Source organism: Burkholderia sp. MS389, from assembly GCF_016899425.1.
GTDB lineage: Bacteria > Pseudomonadota > Gammaproteobacteria > Burkholderiales > Burkholderiaceae > Burkholderia > Burkholderia sola.
In genome coordinates, this window is the sequence record NZ_CP045995.1 from 176,925 (window position 1) to 198,674 (window position 21,750).

Here is a 21,750-nt window from a genome sequence, read left to right on the forward strand (position 1 = left end):
CGGAATTGTAATTTGTTGCTTTTTATTCGATCAATGTCCTGACATGCGGGAGTGTTACCGCGTCTTGCAGGCATCGGCCGGTTCAAAAACGCACCCGCGAACGACGCGGCCGACCGGGCGGCCGGACCCGTCTTCCAGTGTGGTTCGCGTCGCGCGGCTGTCAAGGCCGGACGGGCCTCGCAGGCCGGCGAGGCGGTGTTTTTCGCGCCGCCCGGCCGGTGTCGCGCAGCCCATGCGACCTTGATCTCCGTCAGCGCCGGAAAAACCGCATCGGGCGACAATCGGCCGCGCCGGACGGGTCGCGGCGATGACCGAGCCGAACAGACCGGTCGATCGACGCGCGACGGCCGGCGATCGCGAACCGGCGATTCGCCCGATGCTTTCGTGCACCTTTCGTGGGTGTCCGGCGCGGGCGGATCGCCTGTCACAGAACGGTCGTTCGATACCCGGCAAATCCGGCAAGGATCTTTTGCATCCAGCGGACATTTCGCGGCGATCGCCTCTGCGATACTCCGACCGTGCCTGTGGTGCCGGGCCGCCCCTCGCGGCCCCAAGGGCTTCGCGTCGCTCAGGAGACACCCCCCGCGACGTCAACGACAGACCCAAGCGTCAGATAACCAGCCATGTCTTCTTCACGCATCCTCGCTCCCGCCCTGCGTTCGCTCGTCCGCACCGCCGACGAAGCCGCCGCGCTGATCCGCCCCGGCATGACCGTCGCCATGAGCGGCTTCACCGGGTCGGGCTATCCGAAGGCCGTGCCGGCCGCGCTGGCCGCCCACATTGACGCGGCGCACGCGCGCGGCGAGGACTTCCGGATCAACGTGCTGACGGGCGCATCGACCGCACCGGAACTCGACGGCGCGCTCGCCCGCACGAACGGCATCTCGATGCGGCTGCCGTACCAGTCCGACCCCACGCTGCGCGACAAGATCAACGGCGGCGAAGTCGATTACCAGGACGTCCACCTGAGCCACGTCGCGCAATACGCATGGTTCGGGCTGTACGGCGATCTCGACGTCGCGATCGTCGAAGTCGCGGGCATCCGCGAGGACGGGCTGCTGATTCCGTCCGCGTCGATCGGCAACAACAAGACCTGGCTCGAGCGCGCGAAGCATGTGATCCTCGAAGTGAATGCGCGGCAGCCGCTCGGCCTCGACGGGATGCACGACATCTATTACGGCACCGCGCTGCCGCCGCACCGCAAGCCGATTCCGCTGACGAAGAGCGACGACCGGATCGGCGAGCCGTACCTGTGCTGCCCGGCCGACAAGATCGTCGCGATCGTCGAGACCGACGCGCCCGATCGCAGCAATGCATTCTCCGCGCCGGATGCGACGTCCAAGCAGATCGCGCTGCAGCTGATCGACTTCCTGCGTCACGAAGTGAAGCGCGGCCGCCTGCCGGAAAACCTGCTGCCGCTGCAGTCGGGCGTCGGCAACATCACGAACGCGGTGCTCGCGGAACTCAGCTCGGCCGGCTTCTCGAACCTGACCGCCTACACCGAGGTGATCCAGGACGGCATGCTCGACCTGCTCGACGACGGCACGCTGAGCTTCGCGTCGGCCACCGCGCTGTCGCTGAGCCCCGCCGCCGTGCAGCGTTTCGCCGACGAAATCGCGACGTTCCGCGAGAAGATCGTGCTGCGCCCGCAGGAGATCAGCAACCATCCGGAACTCGTGCGCCGGCTCGGCTGCATCGCGATGAACGGGATGATCGAGGCCGACATCTACGGCAACGTGAATTCCACGCACGTGATGGGCACGAAGATCCAGAACGGCATCGGCGGCTCGGGCGACTTCGCGCGCAACGGCTACCTGTCGTGCTTCATGTCGGCGAGTACCGCGAAGGGCGGCGCGATCTCGCGGATCGTGCCGATGGCGAGCCACGTCGACCATACCGAGCACGACGTCGCGGTCGTCGTCACCGAACAGGGGCTGGCCGACCTGCGCGGCCTGTCGCCGAAGCAGCGCGCGCGCAAGATCATCGCGACCTGCGCGCACCCGGACTACCGGCCGATGCTCGAGGACTACTTCGAGCGCGCGTCGCGCGAGAGCTTCGGCAAGCACACGCCGCATCTGCTCGCCGAAGCGCTGTCGTGGCACGAGCGCTACGTGCGCACCGGGTCGATGAAGGCCTGACGGGGCCTGGGACGGGCGCAGGCGGGCCCGTCAATCCATCGCCGCATGCGCGACGTCGACGCTCGCCGCTTTCTGCGGCGGGCGGATCAGCAGCAACAGCGGGATCATCAGCAACGTCGCGACGCGCGAGATCTTTCCGCAGATGCTGGAGGTGGGCGATACCGCCGCCGATGACGGGCTGCGCGGCTTCACGCCCGACGAGCGCGGTACGCTGGTGCGGCTCGGTACGCCGGCGCGCGGGTCAACCGGCCAGCGCCGCGAGCGTGTACGCCGCAAGGTAGAGCCCCGCGCCGTACGACAGATGCGTGACGAGGCTGCGCCGGCGCGCGACGCCCGGCCGCGGCGTGCGCGACGCCGCCATGCCGAAACCGAACGCCGGATGCATCACGAAGAACGGCGCGGCCACGCTCGCGAGCCCTGCCACGAGGGCGGGGAGCAGCGTCGGCGCGTCGATCCACGCCGGGCCGGCGATCAGCACGGGCAGTGCCGCGAACGCGATGCCGATCGCGTAATGCGCGACCCATCCGAGCACGCGTTCGCCGGGCACGGGCGCGGCGGCGACGATCGACGCATGCCGGAACCGGCCGTGCGTCATGTGGCCGAGCCAACGGCCGACCAGCGCGTAGTCGAGCGACGGAATGCCGAACGCACGCCGCCGGAACAGCGTCCACAGATCCATCACGAGCGTGGCGCCCGCGCCGATCAACAGCAGTTTGAGGAGGGCATCGGGCGTGCTCATCGCGCCCCTCCACAGCGGGCGGTGATGGCGATGCGGTACAGCGGAATGCGACGCGGTTTCAACGGTTTCATGACGGTTGGGGCTTGTCTTCGTGGAGTCGGGCGACTATCTTGCAACTTCAAGTTCACTTGAGGTCAAGCATGAGCCGACTGGACATTGCGGACGTCGCGCGGCGCACGGGATTGCCCGCGTCGACGCTGCGCTACTACGAGGAAAAGGGACTGATCGTTCCGATCGGCCGGCACGGGCTGCGGCGGCAATACGACGAGTCGGTGCTGGAGCGCCTGGCGCTGATCGCGCTCGGGCGGGAGGCCGGGTTCTCGCTCGACGACATCCTCGCGATGGTCGGCGCGGAGGGCCGGCCCGCGATCGACCGCGCGAAGCTCGACGGCAAGGCCGACGAGCTCGATCGCACGATCCGCCGTCTCGGCGCGGTACGCGACGCGCTGCGGCATGCGGCCGTGTGCCCGGCCGTGAACCACCTCGAATGCCCGTCGTTCCAGAAGCTGCTGCGCATTGCCGCGCATCGTCATCCGGCGCGCCGCGCGAAGGCGGAAGGTGCGTAGGCGGCGAGCCTGCGCGAAGCGGGCGGTGCGGTAGCGGTGCGGCAGGAGAGGCTACGTGGCGACGTAACGGGTTCGACCCGTCGAATCGCGAAAAGGCGACGCGGCCTGTGCCGCCTTCGACGTCAGCGAAACCGCCGACGCCTGCATCACCCTGCGTAATACACGCGGCATTCCATCTCGCGCCCGCGCACGATCCGCTTGCCGGCGAGCGCGCCGTACGTTCCGGTGAACACGGTGCGCTGGTGCTCGCATTGCACGGCGTCGTAGAAGTAGAGCGACACCCAGTCGGTCGGGCGCCCGGCTTCCGGCGTGCGCATGGCCGCATGCTGGCTCAGCACCGTGAAATGCCAGCCGCCCTTGGTCATGTGCATCACGGGCGGCGGCACGTAACCGTCCGCGTTCAGGCGCCGGTGCGCGAGCGTCGGCAGCACGCCAGCGGCCGCCTTGTTGCGGTACTGGCGATCGATGTAAAGCAGCAGTTCGACGGGCGGCTCCGTGCCGGGGCCGGCATGTCGCATATGGCCTTGCCAGCGCCGGCGGCGGCTCAGCACGTCGTCGAGCGCGGCGCGGATGCCGACCGCGCGTCGCGGGCCGACGCCCGCGATCGTTTCGAGCTGGCCGTTGCGGGCCGCGCGTTCGAGCTCCTCCAGCGTGTCGATGTGCAGTGCGTCGTGAATGCGTAGCGCGAGCGCGTGGCCGATGCCCGGCACCGCTTCGAAGGCGGACGCGCGTTCCGCGTCGCCGCGCAAGCGGTCGAGCTGGCGCCAACGTCCCGTGACCAGCAACTCGGCGATCGCCTGCGCGACGCCCGCGCCGATGTCGGGCAGCGCGCCGAGCGCCTCGACGCCGCCGGTTTCGAACACGGTACGGATGTCGCGGTCGAGCGCGCCGACCGTATCGGCCGCCGCGCGGTACGCGGCGACCCGATACGGGTTCGCGCCCTGGTCGACGAGCCACTGCGAGGCCTCGCGCAGGCAGGCCGCGACAGTCCGGTTTTCCTCGTACGTCTGGCTGACGGTCGACTGCATGGCAAGAGACCCGGAAAGCACAAACGGAATGGACGCGGCGAGCGACGCGCCGGTCGGCTGTCAACCATTGTCGCGACGCGCGATGAAGAAAACTTGATGCGCGTCAATGGCAAACGTAACACAGGCGCACGGCGCACGGTCGTGCCGGAGTGCGGCATGACCGTGCGCCGTGCGCGATGCGGTTACGCGTCGAGAAACGACTGCGCGTTCTCGGCCTCGGCGGCCGTACGCAGCGCGGCGAGCGCCCGTTTCTCGATCTGCCGCACGCGCTCCCGCGACATCCCCGCATCCTGCGCGATCGCGTCGTAGGTGTCGGGCTCGGCGCCGCCGAGGCCGAACCGCCGGCGCAGCACGTCGGCCTCGGTCGGCGTGACCGAACGCAGCAGCGCCCGTACGCATTCGCGCATGCGCGTGTCGGCCAGTTGCTCGAACGGGCTGGCCGATGCCTGATCCTCGATCAGCTCCACGAGGCCGGTGTCCGCGTCGGGCAGCGGCGTGTCGAGCGAGACGGGCTCGGCGGGCAGCGCGAGCACCGCGCGCAGCTTGTCTTCGGCGAGACCGGTTTCGGCCGCGAGCTCGGCCGGCGTGGCCCGCCGGCCGGTGCGCTGCCGAAAGCGCAGCGCATGCCGCTGCACGCGCTGGTACTGGTCGCCGACGTGCACCGGCACGCGGATCGTGCGCGAACGATCCGCGACCGCGCGCGCGATCGCCTGGCGAATCCACCAGGTCGCATAGGTCGAGAACTTGAACCCGCGCCGGTATTCGAATTTCTCGATCGCGCGCATCAGGCCGAGGCAACCGTCCTGCACGAGGTCGGACAGGTCGACGCCGCGGTTCAGGTACTTGCGCGCGATCGACAGCACGAGCCGCAGGTTCGCCTCGAGCATCGCACGCGTCGCGTCGCGGACCTTCTGCTGGCCGTCGCTCAGCGCGGCTGCGAGGGCGCGCCGCGCGACCGCGTCGAAGCCCGCGGCGTCGGTCGCCGACGGATCATCGCGGGCGGTGGCGAGTGCGCGCACGGCACGACTTGCGTCGTCGACGGCCGGCGCGACCCACGCGAGCGAACCCAGCAGGGTCGCCACGTGGTTGCGCGCGTCACGGTAGTCGGCCGAACGGCTGCCATGCGTATGCAACGCGTCGCGCAATGCCGACACCGCTGCGTGCAGCGCGTCGTAGCGGGCGGGCGCGGACGTTTCGCGATCCTCTTCATCGGGCGATCCGGTTGCACCCGTCGCGCGATGGCGCTCGAGCAGCGCGTCGACCGCGGGCGGATAGCCGGCAATCGCATGCAGTATCTGATGGCGGCCCGTCTCGATCTCGCGGGCGAGCACGATTTCGCCTTCGCGCGTGAGCAGCGGCACCGCGTGCATGCGCCGCATGTACAGCGCGAGCGGATCGGTCGACGCGCTCGTGCCGCGCGCGAGGTCGCCGAGCATGGCGCGGCCTTCGTCGAGCGCGTCGCGATCGACCTCGACCGGCGCCGCGCCGGCGAACGGTGCAGGCACGGCCGGCTCGTCGAGTACCGCGATGCCGATGTCGGCCAGCGCGGCGCGCACGACCTCGAGCGCGTCGGGGCTGTCGCTTTCGGGCGGCAGCGCGTCGACGAGGTCGGCGTGCGTCAGATAACCCTGCTCGCCGGCAAGGGCCAGCAGCTGGATGATCGGATCGAGCGGTGTGTCCGCCCGGGGAGTGGGGCGTGGCGTAGTCATGTCGATGGCGGCGCGAGCCGCGTTCCTGTCAGGGCGGGCCGAAGCTCGCCGGTTTGCGGTTGCCGGTGGACCGCGGACGCCCGTCCGCGCCGGTCAGCCCGACATCGTCCAAGTTGAGGGCATTTGCGCCAACTTCAACGCCGGCGCCGCGGACGGGCCAGCACGCGGCGTGCCCGCGCGGCCGTCCGGCGCAGGAAACAAAAAGTAACCGATCATACGCGCGGAAATCTGCAGGGGACGTAAGCTAGAGTCAGGCGCGCGCCCGGCGGCGGCGCGCGGATTCTGCCGGAGTACGAGATGAACCCGATTTCCGCCGCGAGGCCCGCCGTCGTCGCGCTGGCCGCATTGACGCTGGGCGGCTGCTACTACACGAGCCCGTACGGTTATGCACCTTATTACGCGCCGGTGCCCGCCACGGTGACGCAGCGCGAGATCCTGGCCGCACCGGCTGCGTCCGGTCCGGCCGCGTCGACCGTGCCGCAGGCGCAGGTCGACGCCGGCACGGCGGTGCCCATGTACGTCGCCCCGGCCTACGTGCCGCCACCGTATCCGTATTACTACCCGGCGTACTACTCCGGCTGGTACGGGCCGCCCGTGACGATCGGCTTCTGGGGCCGCTGGGGCGGCGGATACTGGGGCGGGCGCGGCGGGTATTGGCATCGTCCGTGGGGCGGCGGGCATTGGGGGGGCGGTCACTGGGGTGGCGGCCATCGGCACTGACCGGCGCCGCGGGAGAGCATCATGAGGAACACGATTGTCCGAAGTCTGTGCATCGTCCTGGCTGGCCTCGCGGCCGCGCCGGGCGTCGCCGATGCGCAGAGCAGCGCTTACACGAATTCGCCGGCCGAGCTGTATGCGGGGCCGGCGCCCGATTACCCGGTGGTCGCGCAGATTCCGCCCGGCACCGCGCTGGGCGTATTCGGCTGCCTGAGCGACTACACGTGGTGCGACGTCGCGCTGCCGGGCGTGCGCGGCTGGATCGATGCGCAACTGCTCGACTATCCGTATCAAGGCAGCTACGTGCCGTTGCTCGAGTACGGTGCGATCATCGGCGTGCCGGTGACCGGATTTGCGATCGGCGCGTACTGGGATCGTTATTACCGGCACCGCCCGTGGTATCCGGACCGCGACCGCTGGGCGCGCCGTCCGGAGCCGAGGCTCGGCCCCGGAGGCATGCCGCCGGCGCAAGGGCGTCCGCAACCGGGCGCGCCGATGCAGGTCGCGCCGGGCGGCCCGCCGCCCGTGCATGACACGCGGCCGTCGGCGACGCGCGGCGGCTGGAACGGTGCGAACCGGATGCCGGCGCCGGCCGCGCCAACGCCGATGCCGGGCGGGATGGGCAATGCGCGTCCGGCGAGCCCGGCGCCCGCGCCAACGCCGATGCCGGGTGGGGTGGGCAATGCGCGTCCGGCGAGCCCGGCGCCAACGCCGATGCCGGGCGGAGCGGGCAACGCGCGTCCGGCCGGCCCGCCGCCGGCCGTGCTCCGGCCGCCGCCCGCGCCGGGCGGCGAGGCCCGCACGATGCCGCCGCCGGTGCGGCAGGGAGCCGGAGGTGGTGGCGGTTATGCGCAGCCGCAGGGCGGCGGAAACGGTGGCGGTAACCGCGGCGGCGGTGGCGGCGGCCCGGACGAACGCCGGCACTGACCGCGCCGGTGCCGCGGGTGCTCCGGCACCGGACGAAAAAAAGCCGCTCCGGAGAGCGGCTTCGGGATCAGGCAAGCGGGGGCGAGGTCACGCGCTACCGGTCGCTCGCAGCCCGCTGCGTCAGTCGTCGAGCAACGACAGATCGCGCACCGCGCCCTTGTCGGCCGACATGACCAGCTTCGCGTAGGCCTTCAGCGCCGCGGACACCTTGCGCGGACGCGACTGCGCGGGCTTCCAGCCCTTCGCGTTCTGCTCCTCGCGGCGGCGCGCCAGTTCCTCGTCCGATACCAGCACGTCGATCGTGCGGTTCGGAATGTCGATGCGGATCCGGTCGCCGTCGCGCACGAGGCCGATCGCGCCGCCCGCTGCCGCTTCCGGCGAGCAATGGCCGATCGACAAACCCGACGTACCGCCCGAGAAACGGCCGTCCGTCAGCAGCGCGCACGCCTTGCCGAGCCCCTTCGACTTGATGTAGCTGGTCGGGTAGAGCATTTCCTGCATGCCCGGGCCGCCCTTCGGGCCTTCGTAGCGCACGATCACCACGTCGCCGGCCTTGACCTTGTCGTTCAGGATGTTCTCGACCGCTTCGTCCTGCGATTCGGTCACGTGCGCCGAGCCTTCGAACACGAGGATGCTCTCGTCGACGCCGGCCGTCTTCACCACGCAGCCGTCGAGCGCGATGTTGCCCGTCAGCACCGCGAGGCCGCCTTCCTTCGAGAACGCATGCTCGTACGAGCGGATGCAGCCTTCGGCGCGGTCGAGGTCGAGGCTCGGCCAGCGCGTGTTCTGGCTGAACGCGACTTGCGTCGGAATCCCGGCCGGGCCGGCCTGGTAGAACGTGCGGACCGCTTCGTCCTGCGTGCGGACGATGTCCCACTGGTCGAGCGCATCCTTCAGCGTCGGCGCGTGCACGGTCGGCACGTCGGTGTGCAGCTTGCCGGCGCGGTCGAGTTCGCCGAGGATCGCCATGATGCCGCCTGCGCGGTGCACGTCCTCGATGTGGTACTTGTTCGTGTTCGGCGCCACCTTGCACAGCTGCGGCACGATGCGCGACAGCCGGTCGATGTCCTTCATCGTGAAGTCGATGCCGGCTTCCCGCGCGATCGCGAGCAAGTGCAGGATCGTGTTGGTCGAGCCGCCCATCGCGATGTCGAGCGTCATCGCGTTCTCGAACGCCTTGAAGCCGACCGCGCGCGGCAGCACGCGTTCGTCGTCCTGCTCGTAGTGCTGGCGCGTCAGTTCGACGATGCGGCGGCCGGCGCGCTTGAACAGTTGTTCGCGGTCGGCGTGCGTGGCGACCACCGTGCCGTTGCCGGGCAGCGACAGGCCGAGCGCTTCGGTCAGGCAGTTCATCGAGTTCGCGGTGAACATGCCCGAGCACGAACCGCAGGTCGGGCACGCCGAGCGTTCGACTTCGGCGACGTCGGCGTCCGAATACGACTGGTCGGCCGCGATCACCATCGCGTCGACGAGGTCGAGCTTCTTCAGTTCGATGGCCTTGGTGACCGGGTTCGCGAGGCGCGTCTTGCCGGCTTCCATCGGGCCGCCCGACACGAAGATCACCGGAATGTTCAGGCGCATCGCGGCCATCAGCATCCCCGGCGTGATCTTGTCGCAGTTCGAGATGCACACCATCGCGTCCGCGCAGTGCGCGTTCACCATGTATTCGACCGAGTCGGCGATGATGTCGCGGCTCGGCAGCGAATAGAGCATGCCGTCGTGGCCCATCGCGATGCCGTCGTCGACCGCGATCGTGTTGAATTCCTTCGCGACGCCGCCCGCGGCTTCGATCTCGCGCGCGACGAGCTGGCCGAGATCCTTCAGGTGCACGTGCCCGGGCACGAATTGCGTGAACGAGTTGACGACCGCGACGATCGGTTTCGAGAAATCGTCGTCTTTCATGCCGGTGGCGCGCCACAGCGAGCGCGCACCTGCCATGTTGCGGCCGGCGGTGGAGGTTTTGGAACGGTAAGTGGGCATGGTGATGGCTGAAGAAATATCGCGGGAAAAGGGTGGAGGCTCGGGGAATAAAGGCCTCTCTCGCGCCCGTGCGAACAACCTCTTGAGCTGCGCCCTGGGCAAACTCCGCGATTATCCCACAGCCGCCGGGCGGGCGGCGCCGGCGGGAGCGGGCGGCGCGGGCGGTGCAGCGGACAGCGGCCGACTGCGCCGACTGCGCGAGTCCTACCAGACCCGGCAAACACGAAGCCCGACGCAGGCCATCGCCGGCGCAACCGGGCGGCGGCTCCGTCGCCCGTTCCGCCGACGATGAAGCCGCGCCGCTCGATCGCGCATCAATCGAGCAACGTCAGGATCTCGTCGTACAGCGGCTTCGGAATCCGCACCCCATTCGCGATGCTGCGCGCGCGGGCGTCGAAGCGCCGTTGCGACGGCAGCCGCGCGCCCTGCGCGACGATCGATTCGAACATCCGCTCGCCGCGCGCGAGCCCCGCGTCGAGATCGTCGCCGAGAAACACGTTCGGATCGAACGCGATCACGAGTTCGCCGTGGCACGGCGTCGCGCCGACGCCTTCGTCGAAGTCCATCGATTCCCGGCTCGTCATGTCGCCGATCAGCGCGCCGCCGAGCAGCTCGACCATCGCCGCGAGCGCCGACCCCTTGTGGCCGCCGAACGTGCGCATCGCGCCTTGCAGCGCGGCCTTCGGGTCGGTGGTCGGCTGGCCGTCCGCGTCGATCGCCCAGTGCGCCGGAATCGCCTTGCCCTGTTTCGCGTGCAGCTCAATGTCGCCGCGCGCGATCGCGCTCGTCGCGAAATCGAACACGAACGGCTCGCCGCCCGGGCGCGGCCACGCGAACGCGATCGGGTTGGTGCCGAACACGGGCTCGCGGCCGCCTTCCGGCGCCACCCAGCTATGGCTCGGGTTCATCGCGATGCCGACCAGCCCTTCGGCGGCGATCGCCTCGACCTCCGGCCACAGCGCGGAGAAGTGATAGCAGTGGTTGATCGCCATCGCGGCGATGCCGTGCTGCTTCGCCATCTCGACCAGCACGGGCAGCCCGGTCTCGAAGCTCAGCAGCGAGAAGCCGCGATGCGCGTCGACCGCGACGACCGACGACGACAGCCGGCGCAACGTCGGCACGGCCTGCGGATCGACCTTGCCTTTCTTCAGCGAGCGCACGCACACGAGCAGCCGGTACACGCCGTGCGAATGGCATTCGTCGCGCTGGCCCTGCGTGATCACGTTGGCGATGGCGCGCGCATGCGCGTCGGACATCCCGTTGTGCGTCAGCACGCGCAGCGCGAGCGCGTGGACTTCGTCGAGCGACAGCACGACTTCGGCGGTGCGCTCAGACATGGTTCACCTCGCGCGGGGCGGGCACGCCGTCGATGCGTTGCGGCACGTGCAGCGGATTGCTGCTGCGGAGCGCGTCCGGCAGCAGCGCGTCCGGCACGTCCTGGTACGACACGGGGCGCAGGAAGCGCTCGATCGCGCGTGCGCCGACCGACGTCGTGCGCGTGTCGGACGTCGCCGGGAACGGGCCGCCGTGCACCATCGCATGGCCGACTTCGACGCCCGTGCCGAAGCCGTTGACGAGAATGCGGCCGGCCTTGCGTTCGAGCGTCGGGCGCAGCGCGGCGAACAGCGCCGCGTCGCCGTCGGCGAGATGCGCGGCGATCGTCAACTGGCCTTCGAGCGATTTCAGCACGCGATGCAGCGTGTCGGCGTCCGCGCAGCGCACGATCAGCGACGCGGGGCCAAACAGTTCGTCGCGCAGTTCGGGGTGCGCGATGAACGCGTCGGCGGAGGTCGCGAACAGCGCCGCGCGGGCCTGATGGCGGCCGCCTTCGACGCCTTCGGCCAGCCGTTCGACGGCCGAGTGATCGCGCAGCGCCGCGACGCCTTGCGCATAGCTCGCGTGGATGGCCGATGTCAGCATCGTTTGCGCGGCGACGGCGCGCACGGCATCGGCCGCTGCGGCTTCGAACGCGCGCAGCGCGGGGCCGTCGACCGCGAGCACGAGGCCCGGATTCGTGCAGAACTGCCCGGCGCCGAGCGTGAGCGACGCGACGAACTGCGATGCGATGGTGTCGTGACGCGCATCGAGCGCGGCCGGAAACAGCAGCACCGGGTTGATCGAGCTCATTTCCGCATAGACCGGAATCGGTTCGGCTCGCGCCGCAGCGATATGCATCAGCGCCACGCCGCCACGGCGCGAGCCGGTGAAGCCGACGGCCTTGATGCGCGGATCGGCGACGAGCGCCTGGCCGATCTCGCGCGATGCGTCGAACAGCAGCGAGAACACGCCGGCCGGCATCCCGCATTCGCGCGCGGCCTGCTGGATCGCGCGGCCGACGAGCTCCGACGTGCCCGGATGCGCGGAATGCGCCTTGACGATCACCGGGCAGCCGGCCGCCAGCGCCGACGCCGTGTCGCCGCCGGCCACCGAGAACGCGAGCGGGAAGTTCGACGCGCCGAACACGGCGACGGGCCCGAGCGCAACGTTGCGCAGCCGCAGGTCGACGCGCGGCAGCGGCTTGCGCTCGGGGCGTGCCGGGTCGATCCGCGCGTCGAGAAAGCCGCCGTCCCGCACGAGCGACGCGAACAGCGCGAGCTGGCCGACCGTACGGCCGCGTTCGCCCTCGATGCGCGCGCGCGGCAGTCCCGTTTCGACGATGCAGCGCTCGATCAGGTCGTCGCCGAGCGCGATGATGTGGCGGCCGATCGCGTCGAGGAACGCGGCGCGTGCTTCGAGCGACGTCTCGCGATAGGTGTCGAACGCGTCGTCGGCGAGTGCGCACGCCGTTTCCAGATCGTGCAGGCTCGCGCCGCCGAAGGCCGGTTCGAGCGGCTCGCCGGTGGCGGCGGCGAGCGCGTGGAGGGTGCCGTTCTGTCCGGCGACGGCCGACTGGCCGATCAGGAGCTGACCTGTGAGTTGCATGGTTTTCCTCGAAAAAAGCAGGGCCGGGCGTGGGGCGCCCGGCCAATGGAAGGGGAAAGGGTGCGGGCGCGTCAGTCCTCGTCGTCGTCGAGTTGCAGCTTGTCGGCGCGCACGCCGGTGTTCGCGCCCCAGTAGTAGATGACGAGCGCGACGGCCGCGACGACGACCGTGTCGTACGGATGCGCGAGCCGGCCCGTGCCGCCGAAGCCGCCGAGATACGACAGCACGATCATCGCCGCATAGAACGCGATCAGCCACGCGGACGAACGCACCTGCTCGGCGAGGCTCAGGTGCGCGGTCGGCACCCAGCGGCGGCACGCGAGATAGACGACGAACATCGCGATTTGCAGCCCGAGCAGCCAGGACACCGTGCTCCAGCCCGACCAGTAGACGATCAGCGCGGCGATCACGAACGACGCGGGGCCGGTGAGGCCGAACGCGCTGGCGCGGAACGGCCGCGGCAGGTCGGGCGCGGTGCGGCGCAGCGCGGCGACCGACACGGGCGCGACCGCATAGCTCAACACCAGCGCGGCCGACACGATGTTGATCAGCGCTTCCCACGACGGGAACGGCAGCGTCCAGAAGATCGCGAGGCCGAACGTGAGCCACAGGCCCGCGCGCGGGATGCCCGACGCTTCGTCGACGCGCGTGAACACCTTGAAGAACGTGCCCGTTTTCGCCCAGCCGTAGACCACGCGCGGCGTCGCGTTCATGTAGATGTTGCCGCAGCCGCTCGGCGAGATCATCGCGTCGGCGACGACCATCACCGCGAGCCAGCCGACGCCGAGCGCGAGCGCGATGTCGCGGTACGGCAGCGAGAACGCCTTGTTCACGTCGTGCCAGCCGGCGGCGAGCATGTCGGTGGGAATGCTGCCGATGAACGCGAGTTGCAGCAGCACGTAGATCAGCGTCGACAGCAGGATCGACAGGATCAGCGCGATCGGGATCGTGCGCTGCGGATTGCGCACCTCGCTCGCGACCGACACGATCGGCGTGAGCCCCAGATACGCGAAGATAATGCCGCCCGCGGACACGGCCATCTCGATGCCCGGCATGCCGAACGGCGCGAAGCCGTGCACGGTCAGGTTCGCAGGCCTGAAGAACGTGAACAGCACGCCGATCACCGCGAGCGGCACGATGAACTTGAAGATGCTGATGATGTTGTTCGCCTTTGCGAACGTCTTCACGCTCGAATAGTTCAAGTAAAAGAAGAAGCAGAGCAGCGCGGCCTGCACGAGCCAGCCGAGCGTGGTCGGGTCGCTCGATCCTTCGACCGTCAGGCCCGGAAACCACGCGGCCGCGTACTGGCGCGCGGCGACGACTTCGATTGCGATCAGGCTCGAGAACGCGATCAGCGTGATGAAGCCCATCAGGTAGCCGAGCAGCGGGCCGTGCGAGAACACCGGGTAGCGCACCACGCCGCCCGCGCGCGGCAGCGCGGCGCCGAGTTCGCAGTAGACGATGCCGAGCAGCAGCACCGCGAAGCCGCCGAGCAGCCACGAGAAGATGCCGGCCGGGCCCGCGATCGTCGACACGTGACTCGCGGCGAACAGCCACCCCGAACCGAAAATGGCGCCGAGACCGATGAACGTGAGATCGGTCAGCGACAGCTGTTTCTTGAACTTGCCGTGACCCGCGCCGGGGTGCGCGGAACGGGAAAGCGGGACAGACGGGTGTGCATTGCCTTGGCCTGGCATGGGCGTGTCTCCTGGAGGGAATATCGGCACAGGCTTGAGGTGCGCCGCGCTCCGACGGAGCAGCCGCGCCTGCCTGTCGGCCGGCAACGCCCGGTTCGAGCGACCGGGGCGGGCTGCGGGACATTCACGCGCGGCGCGGGCTGGCGCCGGGGGCGAACGGGCCCGCAGGCCATGCCGGACCGGAGACGGCGGCGCGCAGGCGAAATGCCCGCGCACCGCCGCCGCAGAGGCGTCGATCAGAGACCGACGTCGGGCAGCGCCGGGCGCGTGTCGAGCGCCTTCGCGACGATCGCCTTCACTTCCGCGAGCGTATCGCCTTGCAGCGCGAGGCGCGGCGGACGCGTGACCGCGCTGCCGCGGCCGACGAGTTCTTCGCACAGCTTGATGCACTGCACGAGGTCCGGGCGTGCGTCGAGGTGCAGCAGCGGCATGAACCAGCGATACAGCGCGAGCGCTTCGTCGAAGCGCTTCTGCTTCGCGAGGCGGAACAGCGTCTCGCCTTCCTTCGGGAACGCGTTCGACATGCCCGATACCCAGCCTTCGGCGCCGACCGCGATGCTCTCGACCACGACGTCGTCGAGGCCCGCGAACAGCACGAAGCGATCGCCGACCGCGTTGCGCAGGTCGATGAAGCGGCGCGTATCGCCCGACGAATCCTTGAAGCAGACGATGTTCTCGCAATCCTGCAGCGCGATCAGCACGTCGGGCGTCACGTCGTTCTTGTAGATCGGCGGGTTGTTGTAGACCATCACCGGCAGGTCGGTGCTCGTTGCGACCGCGCGGAAGTGCGCGGCGGTTTCGTGCGGCTTCGCCGAGTAGACGAGCGCGGGCATCACCATCACGCCGTCGACGCCGACGCGCTGCGCTTCGCGCACCGTGTTGCGCGCGAATTCGGTCGTGAATTCGGCGATGCCGGCGATCACCGGAATCTTGCCGCCGGCCGCGTCGCGTGCGGCCTCGATCACCTGGAGTTTCTCGCTCGTCGACAGCGACGTGTTTTCGCCGACCGTGCCGCAGACCACGAGGCCCGACACGCCGTCGTTCACCAGGTTCTTGACCACGCGGTGCGTGGCGTCGATGTCGAGGGAAAAGTCCGGCTTGAACTGGGTGCTGACGGCCGGGAAAACCCCGGTCCACTGAATGGCTTTGCGGCTCACTGAAATCTCCTACGTTCGTATCGGTCGGCCGACGGGTGTGTCGGTGTGGCAACCAGTATCGCCGCGCAAACGTCCATCACGCTTGAGTCGTATCGCGGAGCAAAATGACGAAATCGGCACAGCGGCCGGCAGGGGCGCGAAGGGCGCGTCGCACTATGCCGATTTCGTCGTCGTCCTCATCGAAAAGCCACAAGCGGACGGACGCGCGACGGAGGAAGCTATGCTCCTTTCCCCACTTCGGACAGCTCATGATGAAGCGCATCCAGATCATCGATTCGCACACGGGCGGCGAACCCACTCGGCTCGTCGTGTCCGGCTTTCCGTCGCTCGGCAACGGCACGATGGCCGAGCGCCGCGACGTGCTCGCGCGCGAGCACGACCGTTATCGCACCGCGTGCATCCTCGAGCCGCGCGGCAGCGACGTGCTGGTCGGCGCGCTGTTGTGCGACCCGGTGTCGGCGGACGCGGCAGCCGGCGTGATCTTCTTCAACAATAGCGGCTATCTCGGGATGTGCGGGCACGGCACGATCGGCGTCGTGCGCACGCTGCATCACATGGGACGGATCGCACCCGGCGTGCACCGGATCGAGACGCCGGTCGGCACCGTCGAGGCGACGCTGCACGACGACCTGTCGGTCAGCGTGCGCAACGTGCCCGCGTATCGCCATGCGCAGGGCGTCGCGCTCGACGTGCCGGGATACGGCCCCGTGAAGGGCGACGTCGCGTGGGGCGGCAACTGGTTCTTCCTGATCAGCGACCACGGGCAGCGCGTCGCCGGCGACAACGTCGCGGCGCTCACCGCGTATGCGTCGGCCGTGCGCGAAGGGCTCGAACGCGCGGGCATCACCGGTGCGAACGGCGGCGAGATCGATCACATCGAGCTGTTCGCCGATGATCCCGCGCACGACAGCCGCAGCTTCGTGCTATGCCCGGGACTTGCCTACGACCGTTCGCCGTGCGGCACCGGCACCAGCGCGAAGCTCGCGTGCCTCGCGGCCGACGGCAAGCTCGCGCCCGGCGTCGTGTGGCGGCAGGCGAGCGTGATCGGCAGTGTGTTCCACGCAAGCTACGAGTTGGCCGACGGCGGCATCGTGCCGACGATTCGCGGCAGCGCGCACCTGAGCGCGGAAGCGACGCTGCTGATCGACGAAGACGATCCGTTCGGCTGGGGCATCGGGTCGTGAGCGAAACGAAGTCCGACGTCGTCGTGATCGGCGCCGGCATCGTCGGCGCGGCGTGCGCGCACGAACTCGCGCAGCGCGGGCTGCGCGTGCTAGTCGTCGACGACGCGAGCGGCGGCGCGACCGGCGCGGGCATGGGGCACCTCGTCGCGATGGACGACAACGCGGCCGAGCTCGCGCTGAGCCATTACTCGATCGGACTGTGGCGCGCGTTGAGTGGCGAGATGCCCGACGGCTGCGCATACCGCAACTGCGGCACGCTGTGGCTCGCGGCCGATGCGCACGAAATGGATCTGGCGCGCGCGAAGCAGGCGACGCTCGCTGCCCACGGCGTGGCCGGGGAGCTGATCGACGCGGCGGCGCTCGCGCGACTGGAGCCGATGCTGCGCGCGGGCCTCGGCGGCGCGCTGAGGATTCCGGGCGACGCGATCCTCTATGCGCCCGTCACCGCGAACTGGCTGCTGCAGCGCGCGCCGCGCATCACGTTGCGCCGCGAGCGGGCCGTCGCGATCGACGGCCCTAGCGTGACGCTCGCGAGCGGGGACGTGCTGCGCGCGGAGCGTGTGGTCGTCGCGAATGGCGTCGCGGCGCGTACGCTGCTGCCCGAACTGCCGCTGCGCCCGAAAAAGGGCCATCTGCTGATTACCGACCGTTATCCGGGCCACGTGTCGCACCAGCTCGTCGAGCTCGGCTATGCGGCGAGCGCGCACGCAAGCGACGGCACGTCCGTCGCGTTCAACGTGCAGCCGCGGCCGACCGGCCAGCTGCTGATCGGCTCGTCGCGCCAGTTCGACACCGAGGACGCGCAGGTGGAGCCGCCGGTGCTCGCGCGGATGCTGCGCCGCGCGGTCGGCTATCTGCCGGATCTGGCCGACCTGAACGGCATCCGCGCATGGACCGGCTTCCGCTCCGCGAGCCCCGACGGCCTGCCGCTGCTCGGCGAGCACCCGGCGCGGCCGGGCGTGTGGCTCGCGGTCGGGCATGAAGGGCTCGGCGTGACGACCGCGCCGGGCAGCGCGCGGCTCGTCGCCGCGCTGATGGCCGGCGAGCGGCCGCCCATCGATATCGAACCGTATTTGCCGGGACGCTTCCTGAGCGCGTCCCTCGTCACCGGAGCGCTGACATGAAACGACCCCCACGCTCACTTTGTTCGCTGTCGACCGGAGTTGGTGCATCAGCGCTTACTCCGGTCCCATGCAACGCTCCCCCCGAGGGGGCGGTCAGCCGCCCACGGCCGGCTTTGCAAAGCCGGCCGGCTACGCAGGCGCAGAGCGATGCTCTACGAATTCCCTGCTACGCCCTTGGCGCGGCCCGGCGGCGGAGGCTGACATGATCATTCATCTGGACGGCCGCGCGCTGACGGTGGCCGACGGCGCGACCGTCGCGGCCGTCGTCGCGGCGAGCGGCGACGACACGACGCGTGTGTCGTGCACGGGCGCGGCGCGCGCGCCGTTTTGCGGGATGGGCATTTGCCAGGAATGCCGGATGACGATCGACGGCCGCCGCCGGCTCGCGTGCCAGACGCTGTGCCGCGACGGCATGCAGGTGGAGCGCACGCGATGAAACAGGAACGACTGAGCGTCGACGTCGCGATCGTCGGCGCGGGTCCGGCCGGGCTGTCGGCCGCGCGGGCCGCCGCGCGAAGCGGCGCGACCGTTGCGATCGTCGACGACAACCCGCGTGCGGGCGGGCAGATCTGGCGGCAGCCGGCAGCGGCTGTACCGACGCCGGCCGCCGCCGAACGCGTCGCCGTGCTGCGACAGCCGAACGTCACGCACCTCGCGGCGACCCGAATCGTCGCCGAAACGCAGCCGGGCACGCTGCTGCTCGAAGACGACGAACGCGGGCTGCTGCTCGATTTCCGGACGCTGATTCTCTGCTGCGGCGCGCGCGAGCTGCTGCTGCCGTTTCCGGGCTGGACCCTGCCGGGCGTGACCGGCGCGGGCGGCTTGCAGGCGCTGATCAAATACGGGCTCGACGTGCGCGGGCAGCGTACGGTGATCGCGGGCAGCGGGCCCCTGTTGTTGGCCAGCGCGGCGACGGCCCGGCAGGCCGGCGCGCGCGTGTCGCACGTGGTCGAACAGGCCGCATGGGGCGACGTGGCCGGCTTCGGCGCGGGGCTGTGGCGCTGGCCGTCGAAGCTCGCGCAGGCCGCGAAGCTCGTTACGACCGCGTATCGGCCCGCTGCGCACGTCGTCGAGGCATTCGGCGATAAGCGGCTCGAACGCGTGCGAATTCGCCAGGGCGATCGCGAATTCGACGTCGACTGCGACCGGCTCGCGTGCGGCTTCGGCCTCGTGCCGAACACCGTGTTGCCGCGTCATCTCGGCTGCCGGATCGACAACGGCGCGGTGGCGGTCGACGCGCACCAGCGCACGAGCCGCGACGGATGTTTCGCGGCGGGCGAGTGCACGGGCGTCGGCGGCAGCGAGCTGGCGATGGTCGAAGGCGAGATCGCCGGCTATGCGGCGACCGGGCAGACCGCACAACTGGCCGCGCTGGTTGCACGCCGCGCGCACTGGCAGGCGTTCGCGGATGCCGTGCGCGAGCGCTTCGCGATCCGGGAGCCGATCCGCCGGCTCGCGCGACCCGACACGCTGCTGTGTCGTTGCGAAGACGTGCGGTTCGATGCGGTCGCGCGGGAACCGGGCTGGACGGCCGCCAAACTGCAATCGCGCTGCGGGATGGGCGCGTGCCAGGGCCGTGTGTGCGGCGCGGCCGCGCAGGTGTTGCTCGGCTGGACGCCGCTGGCGCCGCGCACGCCGCTCGTGCCCGCGCGGGTCGGCACGCTGATGCTCGACGGCACGGAATCCTGCGACCGCGCGTGACGCATGCAGCGTCGCGGTGATGCGGCCCGGTTCAGGCCGGGCCGCGCCTTTTACTCTTCCTCCACTTCGGATCGGCGACGCGATGCTGTTGACCGCGTTCGCCGTTGTTACCGCGCCACGCGTGATCGCGGCGGTCGTGATGCTCGCGCTCGGCGTGGTTCGCGGAGGTGCGGTACGCGCGGCAGCCGCCGACGGGTTGGCGGGCAAGCAGGCCTGACAGAAGGAAGGGCGGCCGGATTGCCGATCCGGGAAGCAGCGGGATACGACAATATATAAAGTTATATAATATTAGTTCTTTAATCGTATCCCGCCCCGATGAACGACGATCTTCCCGCCGGCTTGCCCGGCCTCGATCAGATGCGCGCCGCCGCCGAATCGGCGTGCGCGCTCCTCAAGGTGATGTCGAATCCCGACCGGCTGCTGCTGCTGTGCGAACTGTCGCAGGGCGAGCGCGGCGTGAGCGATCTCGAGGCGCGACTCGACATCCGTCAACCGACGCTATCGCAGCAGCTCGGCGTGTTGCGGGACAACGCGCTGGTCCGTACGCGCCGCGAAGGCAAGTCCATCCGCTATTCGCTCGACAGTCCGGCCGTGATCGCGGTGATGGGCGTGCTGTACGAACAGTTTTGCGGGGCGACCGCGAAGGAGGCGCGCGATGCAGGTTGATGCGCTTCATTTCACGCCGTGGCTGTCGCTGGCCGGCGGCGTGCTGATCGGGCTCGCGGCAGCGTGGCTCGTCGCGTTCAACGGCCGGATTGCCGGTATCAGCGGGATCGTGGGCGGCTTGCCGACGGCGGGCGGCGCAGAGCGCGGCTGGCGCGCCGCGTTCGTCGCCGGGTTGATCGCAGCGCCCGTCGCGATGCGTTTCGTCGGGAGCGATCTGACGCCGCAGGTCGACGCCAATTGGCCAGAATTGCTGGCGGCCGGGCTGCTGGTGGGAATCGGCACGCGGTACGCGGGCGGCTGCACGAGCGGTCACGGCGTATGCGGGATATCGCGCGGGGCGTTGCGTTCGATGGTCGCCACGGCGACCTTCATGGTCGCGGGCTTCGCGACCGTCTTCGTGCGGCTGCACGTGGCGGGAGGCTGACATGCAAGCAGGATTCGCGTTTCTGGCGGGGCTGCTGTTCGGCGTCGGCCTCATCGTGTCGGGCATGGCCAATCCGCAGAAGGTGCTCGGTTTTCTCGACTTGGCGGGCCGCTGGGATCCGTCGCTCGCGTTCGTGATGGCGGGCGCGATCGGCGTCGCCGTGTTCGCGTTTGCGTGGGCGAAGCGCCGGACACGGTCGTGGCTCGGCCTGCCGATGCAGTTGCCGGCATCGCGGGCGATTACCGTGCGCCTCGTTGCAGGAAGTGCGGTATTCGGCATCGGCTGGGGAATTGCCGGGTTCTGCCCGGGGCCCGCGATCGTGTCGATCGGCTTCGGGTCGGCCAAGGGGATCGGGTTCGTCGTCGCGATGCTGGCCGGGATGGCCCTGTTCGAGTGGATCGAGCGTCGGCGGAACGGGCGGTGACGCCGGGGCACGCTCGCCGGGTACGGTTGCCCGGAACATCATGTGTTCGTCGGTCACCGCGATGATGCGATGAGCTCCCAGTGTTTCCCGCGGCAGGCAGGTCGCGATGTCAGACATGCTCGCTTACGTGGCGGCCGCCGTGCGCTCGCCCGGACAGCCGGCGCAGGATGCCGCGCCACACCGAGAGCATGCCTCGTTGCCCCGAGGGTTCAACGATCGTTGTGCTGACCACGCCGCTGCCGCGAGCCGACAGCGCGACATGACCGGCGGTTTCGAGCGTCAGGCATTCGCCTTCGTCGAGTTCGCGGCGAACGTATTGCGGTACATCGGGCAGCCAGTCGAGCCCGCCGTGGCGCAGCGTGACCGCCAGCGCGCCGTCCAGCACGATCAACTGGCTGCCCTTGTCGAACCACGCAAAGTGGCTTTGCCCGGCGTCGAGCCGGAGGTGTTGCGTCCGCATGGCGATTCCCTTTTTCCGGTTACTCCGGTTGTGCGGCCTCGCGACGACGAGGCGACATCGTGCAATCAGGTTAGGGAAACGGACGTGCGCACGACAGATTCAGGGGACGGGAATCTGTTGCGGTGCAGGCGACGATTTCGGGCTGCTGTATCGGTGGGTTTTCCCCGGATCTGTATCTGGCGTGCGC

At 69.7% G+C, this 21,750-nt stretch carries 21 protein-coding genes and 2 pseudogenes; 13 read left to right on the top strand and 10 right to left on the bottom strand.

Annotated features, from left to right (window positions below):
- Positions 1-623 precede the first annotated feature (623 nt).
- Positions 624-2,138, top strand: a complete 1,515-nt coding sequence (locus tag GJG85_RS17355; RefSeq protein WP_124630330.1) for an acetyl-CoA hydrolase/transferase family protein — start codon at positions 624-626, stop codon at positions 2,136-2,138.
- Between the two features lie 30 nt (positions 2,139-2,168).
- Here GJG85_RS17355 and GJG85_RS17360 read toward each other — a convergent pair.
- Positions 2,169-2,273: pseudogene (locus tag GJG85_RS17360) on the bottom strand (multidrug transporter); the annotation flags it as partial.
- Here GJG85_RS17360 and GJG85_RS35300 point away from each other — a divergent pair.
- Positions 2,260-2,358: pseudogene (locus GJG85_RS35300) on the top strand (MarR family transcriptional regulator); the annotation flags it as partial. The pseudogenes GJG85_RS17360 and GJG85_RS35300 sit on opposite strands and share 14 nt — an antisense overlap.
- Positions 2,359-2,379: 21 nt before the next feature.
- On the opposite strand, the gene GJG85_RS17365 reads toward GJG85_RS35300, so the two are convergent.
- On the bottom strand, positions 2,380-2,877 hold the full coding sequence (locus GJG85_RS17365; protein WP_124630329.1) for a DUF2938 domain-containing protein: 498 nt from the start codon (positions 2,875-2,877) through the stop codon (positions 2,380-2,382).
- Positions 2,878-3,017: 140 nt separating this feature from the next.
- On the opposite strand from GJG85_RS17365, the gene GJG85_RS17370 reads away from it, so the two are divergent.
- Positions 3,018-3,443, top strand: coding sequence for a helix-turn-helix domain-containing protein (locus GJG85_RS17370; RefSeq protein WP_050010773.1), 426 nt, complete (start codon positions 3,018-3,020; stop codon positions 3,441-3,443).
- A 146-nt stretch (positions 3,444-3,589) separates the two neighbouring features.
- Here GJG85_RS17370 and GJG85_RS17375 read toward each other — a convergent pair whose 3' ends face one another.
- Both GJG85_RS17375 and GJG85_RS17380 read right to left on the bottom strand, forming a co-directional pair.
- A complete protein-coding gene (locus GJG85_RS17375) occupies positions 3,590-4,471 on the bottom strand; it encodes a helix-hairpin-helix domain-containing protein (RefSeq protein WP_089489273.1) in 882 nt (293 codons plus the stop codon).
- Between the two features lie 182 nt (positions 4,472-4,653).
- On the bottom strand, positions 4,654-6,180 hold the full coding sequence (locus tag GJG85_RS17380) for a sigma-70 family RNA polymerase sigma factor (protein WP_124680053.1): 1,527 nt from the start codon (positions 6,178-6,180) through the stop codon (positions 4,654-4,656).
- Positions 6,181-6,477: 297 nt separating this feature from the next.
- Here GJG85_RS17380 and GJG85_RS17385 point away from each other — a divergent pair, with 297 nt between their 5' ends.
- Together GJG85_RS17385 and GJG85_RS17390 are read left to right on the top strand one after the other, a co-directional pair.
- Positions 6,478-6,900 (top strand): hypothetical protein, encoded by a 423-nt coding sequence (locus tag GJG85_RS17385; RefSeq protein ID WP_050010778.1) that lies wholly within the window; start codon positions 6,478-6,480, stop codon positions 6,898-6,900.
- Positions 6,901-6,921: 21 nt separating this feature from the next.
- Positions 6,922-7,824 (top strand): SH3 domain-containing protein, encoded by a 903-nt coding sequence (locus tag GJG85_RS17390; RefSeq protein WP_050011077.1) that lies wholly within the window; start codon positions 6,922-6,924, stop codon positions 7,822-7,824.
- 120 nt (positions 7,825-7,944) lie between these two features.
- On the opposite strand, the gene ilvD is transcribed toward GJG85_RS17390, so the two are convergent.
- The 5 genes from ilvD to GJG85_RS17415 form a co-directional block, all read right to left on the bottom strand.
- Positions 7,945-9,804 (bottom strand): dihydroxy-acid dehydratase, encoded by a 1,860-nt coding sequence (gene ilvD / locus GJG85_RS17395; RefSeq protein WP_050010780.1) that lies wholly within the window; start codon positions 9,802-9,804, stop codon positions 7,945-7,947.
- 314 nt (positions 9,805-10,118) lie between these two features.
- Positions 10,119-11,141 carry an Ldh family oxidoreductase gene (locus GJG85_RS17400; RefSeq protein ID WP_204384227.1) on the bottom strand — a complete coding sequence of 341 codons (1,023 nt, stop codon included), beginning with the start codon at positions 11,139-11,141 and terminating at the stop codon, positions 10,119-10,121.
- Positions 11,134-12,726: an aldehyde dehydrogenase (NADP(+)) gene (locus GJG85_RS17405; RefSeq protein ID WP_204384229.1), complete on the bottom strand. Its 1,593-nt coding sequence runs from the start codon at positions 12,724-12,726 to the stop codon at positions 11,134-11,136. The genes GJG85_RS17400 and GJG85_RS17405 overlap by 8 nt, the downstream gene beginning before the upstream one ends.
- A 71-nt stretch (positions 12,727-12,797) precedes the next feature.
- A complete protein-coding gene (locus GJG85_RS17410) occupies positions 12,798-14,423 on the bottom strand; it encodes an APC family permease (protein ID WP_089489276.1) in 1,626 nt (541 codons plus the stop codon).
- A 236-nt stretch (positions 14,424-14,659) separates the two neighbouring features.
- Complete coding sequence (locus GJG85_RS17415; RefSeq protein ID WP_034205027.1) at positions 14,660-15,580, bottom strand: dihydrodipicolinate synthase family protein; 921 nt, start codon at positions 15,578-15,580, stop codon at positions 14,660-14,662.
- A 251-nt stretch (positions 15,581-15,831) separates the two neighbouring features.
- On the opposite strand from GJG85_RS17415, the gene GJG85_RS17420 reads away from it, so the two are divergent.
- The 8 genes from GJG85_RS17420 to GJG85_RS17450 all read left to right on the top strand — a co-directional run bounded on the left by GJG85_RS17420 (position 15,832) and on the right by GJG85_RS17450 (position 21,103).
- Positions 15,832-16,764 (top strand): 4-hydroxyproline epimerase, encoded by a 933-nt coding sequence (locus tag GJG85_RS17420; RefSeq protein WP_050011078.1) that lies wholly within the window; start codon positions 15,832-15,834, stop codon positions 16,762-16,764.
- Positions 16,761-17,888, top strand: coding sequence for an FAD-dependent oxidoreductase (locus tag GJG85_RS17425; protein WP_204384231.1), 1,128 nt, complete (start codon positions 16,761-16,763; stop codon positions 17,886-17,888). Before GJG85_RS17420 ends, GJG85_RS17425 begins: the two co-directional genes overlap by 4 nt.
- Positions 17,889-18,090: 202 nt before the next feature.
- Positions 18,091-18,324 carry a 2Fe-2S iron-sulfur cluster-binding protein gene (locus GJG85_RS17430; RefSeq protein ID WP_050010794.1) on the top strand — a complete coding sequence of 78 codons (234 nt, stop codon included), beginning with the start codon at positions 18,091-18,093 and terminating at the stop codon, positions 18,322-18,324.
- The gene (locus tag GJG85_RS17435; RefSeq protein ID WP_204384233.1) at positions 18,321-19,589 is read left to right on the top strand and encodes an FAD/NAD(P)-binding oxidoreductase; all 1,269 of its coding nucleotides are present in this window, start codon (positions 18,321-18,323) and stop codon (positions 19,587-19,589) included. The genes GJG85_RS17430 and GJG85_RS17435 overlap by 4 nt, the downstream gene beginning before the upstream one ends.
- Before the next feature lie 82 nt (positions 19,590-19,671).
- A complete protein-coding gene (locus GJG85_RS35230; RefSeq protein WP_256975748.1) occupies positions 19,672-19,806 on the top strand; it encodes a hypothetical protein in 135 nt (44 codons plus the stop codon).
- Positions 19,807-19,904: 98 nt separating this feature from the next.
- Positions 19,905-20,255, top strand: a complete 351-nt coding sequence (locus tag GJG85_RS17440; protein WP_050010798.1) for a metalloregulator ArsR/SmtB family transcription factor — start codon at positions 19,905-19,907, stop codon at positions 20,253-20,255.
- Positions 20,245-20,679 (top strand): YeeE/YedE family protein, encoded by a 435-nt coding sequence (locus tag GJG85_RS17445; protein WP_176015346.1) that lies wholly within the window; start codon positions 20,245-20,247, stop codon positions 20,677-20,679. The genes GJG85_RS17440 and GJG85_RS17445 overlap by 11 nt, the downstream gene beginning before the upstream one ends.
- Position 20,680: 1 nt before the next feature.
- Positions 20,681-21,103 carry a DUF6691 family protein gene (locus tag GJG85_RS17450; protein ID WP_124554133.1) on the top strand — a complete coding sequence of 141 codons (423 nt, stop codon included), beginning with the start codon at positions 20,681-20,683 and terminating at the stop codon, positions 21,101-21,103.
- A gap of 109 nt (positions 21,104-21,212) precedes the next feature.
- Here GJG85_RS17450 and GJG85_RS17455 read toward each other — a convergent pair whose 3' ends face one another.
- A complete protein-coding gene (locus GJG85_RS17455; protein WP_050010803.1) occupies positions 21,213-21,563 on the bottom strand; it encodes a hypothetical protein in 351 nt (116 codons plus the stop codon).
- Positions 21,564-21,750 lie beyond the last annotated feature (187 nt).

What these genes read in the sequence shown, in the direction of transcription:
- GJG85_RS17355 (WP_124630330.1), top strand. Translation starts at nt 624, where the DNA reads ATGTCTTCTTCACGCATCCTCGCTCCCGCCCTGCGTTCGCTCGTCCGC.
- GJG85_RS17365 (WP_124630329.1), bottom strand. Translation starts at nt 2,877, where the DNA reads ATGAGCACGCCCGATGCCCTCCTCAAACTGCTGTTGATCGGCGCGGGC.
- GJG85_RS17370 (WP_050010773.1), top strand. Translation starts at nt 3,018, where the DNA reads ATGAGCCGACTGGACATTGCGGACGTCGCGCGGCGCACGGGATTGCCC.
- GJG85_RS17375 (WP_089489273.1), bottom strand. Translation starts at nt 4,471, where the DNA reads ATGCAGTCGACCGTCAGCCAGACGTACGAGGAAAACCGGACTGTCGCG.
- GJG85_RS17380 (WP_124680053.1), bottom strand. Translation starts at nt 6,180, where the DNA reads ATGACTACGCCACGCCCCACTCCCCGGGCGGACACACCGCTCGATCCG.
- GJG85_RS17385 (WP_050010778.1), top strand. Translation starts at nt 6,478, where the DNA reads ATGAACCCGATTTCCGCCGCGAGGCCCGCCGTCGTCGCGCTGGCCGCA.
- GJG85_RS17390 (WP_050011077.1), top strand. Translation starts at nt 6,922, where the DNA reads ATGAGGAACACGATTGTCCGAAGTCTGTGCATCGTCCTGGCTGGCCTC.
- ilvD (WP_050010780.1), bottom strand. Translation starts at nt 9,804, where the DNA reads ATGCCCACTTACCGTTCCAAAACCTCCACCGCCGGCCGCAACATGGCA.
- GJG85_RS17400 (WP_204384227.1), bottom strand. Translation starts at nt 11,141, where the DNA reads ATGTCTGAGCGCACCGCCGAAGTCGTGCTGTCGCTCGACGAAGTCCAC.
- GJG85_RS17405 (WP_204384229.1), bottom strand. Translation starts at nt 12,726, where the DNA reads ATGCAACTCACAGGTCAGCTCCTGATCGGCCAGTCGGCCGTCGCCGGA.
- GJG85_RS17410 (WP_089489276.1), bottom strand. Translation starts at nt 14,423, where the DNA reads ATGCCAGGCCAAGGCAATGCACACCCGTCTGTCCCGCTTTCCCGTTCC.
- GJG85_RS17420 (WP_050011078.1), top strand. Translation starts at nt 15,832, where the DNA reads ATGAAGCGCATCCAGATCATCGATTCGCACACGGGCGGCGAACCCACT.
- GJG85_RS17430 (WP_050010794.1), top strand. Translation starts at nt 18,091, where the DNA reads ATGATCATTCATCTGGACGGCCGCGCGCTGACGGTGGCCGACGGCGCG.
- GJG85_RS17435 (WP_204384233.1), top strand. Translation starts at nt 18,321, where the DNA reads ATGAAACAGGAACGACTGAGCGTCGACGTCGCGATCGTCGGCGCGGGT.
- GJG85_RS35230 (WP_256975748.1), top strand. Translation starts at nt 19,672, where the DNA reads ATGCTGTTGACCGCGTTCGCCGTTGTTACCGCGCCACGCGTGATCGCG.
- GJG85_RS17440 (WP_050010798.1), top strand. Translation starts at nt 19,905, where the DNA reads ATGAACGACGATCTTCCCGCCGGCTTGCCCGGCCTCGATCAGATGCGC.
- GJG85_RS17445 (WP_176015346.1), top strand. Translation starts at nt 20,245, where the DNA reads ATGCAGGTTGATGCGCTTCATTTCACGCCGTGGCTGTCGCTGGCCGGC.
- GJG85_RS17450 (WP_124554133.1), top strand. Translation starts at nt 20,681, where the DNA reads ATGCAAGCAGGATTCGCGTTTCTGGCGGGGCTGCTGTTCGGCGTCGGC.
- GJG85_RS17455 (WP_050010803.1), bottom strand. Translation starts at nt 21,563, where the DNA reads ATGCGGACGCAACACCTCCGGCTCGACGCCGGGCAAAGCCACTTTGCG.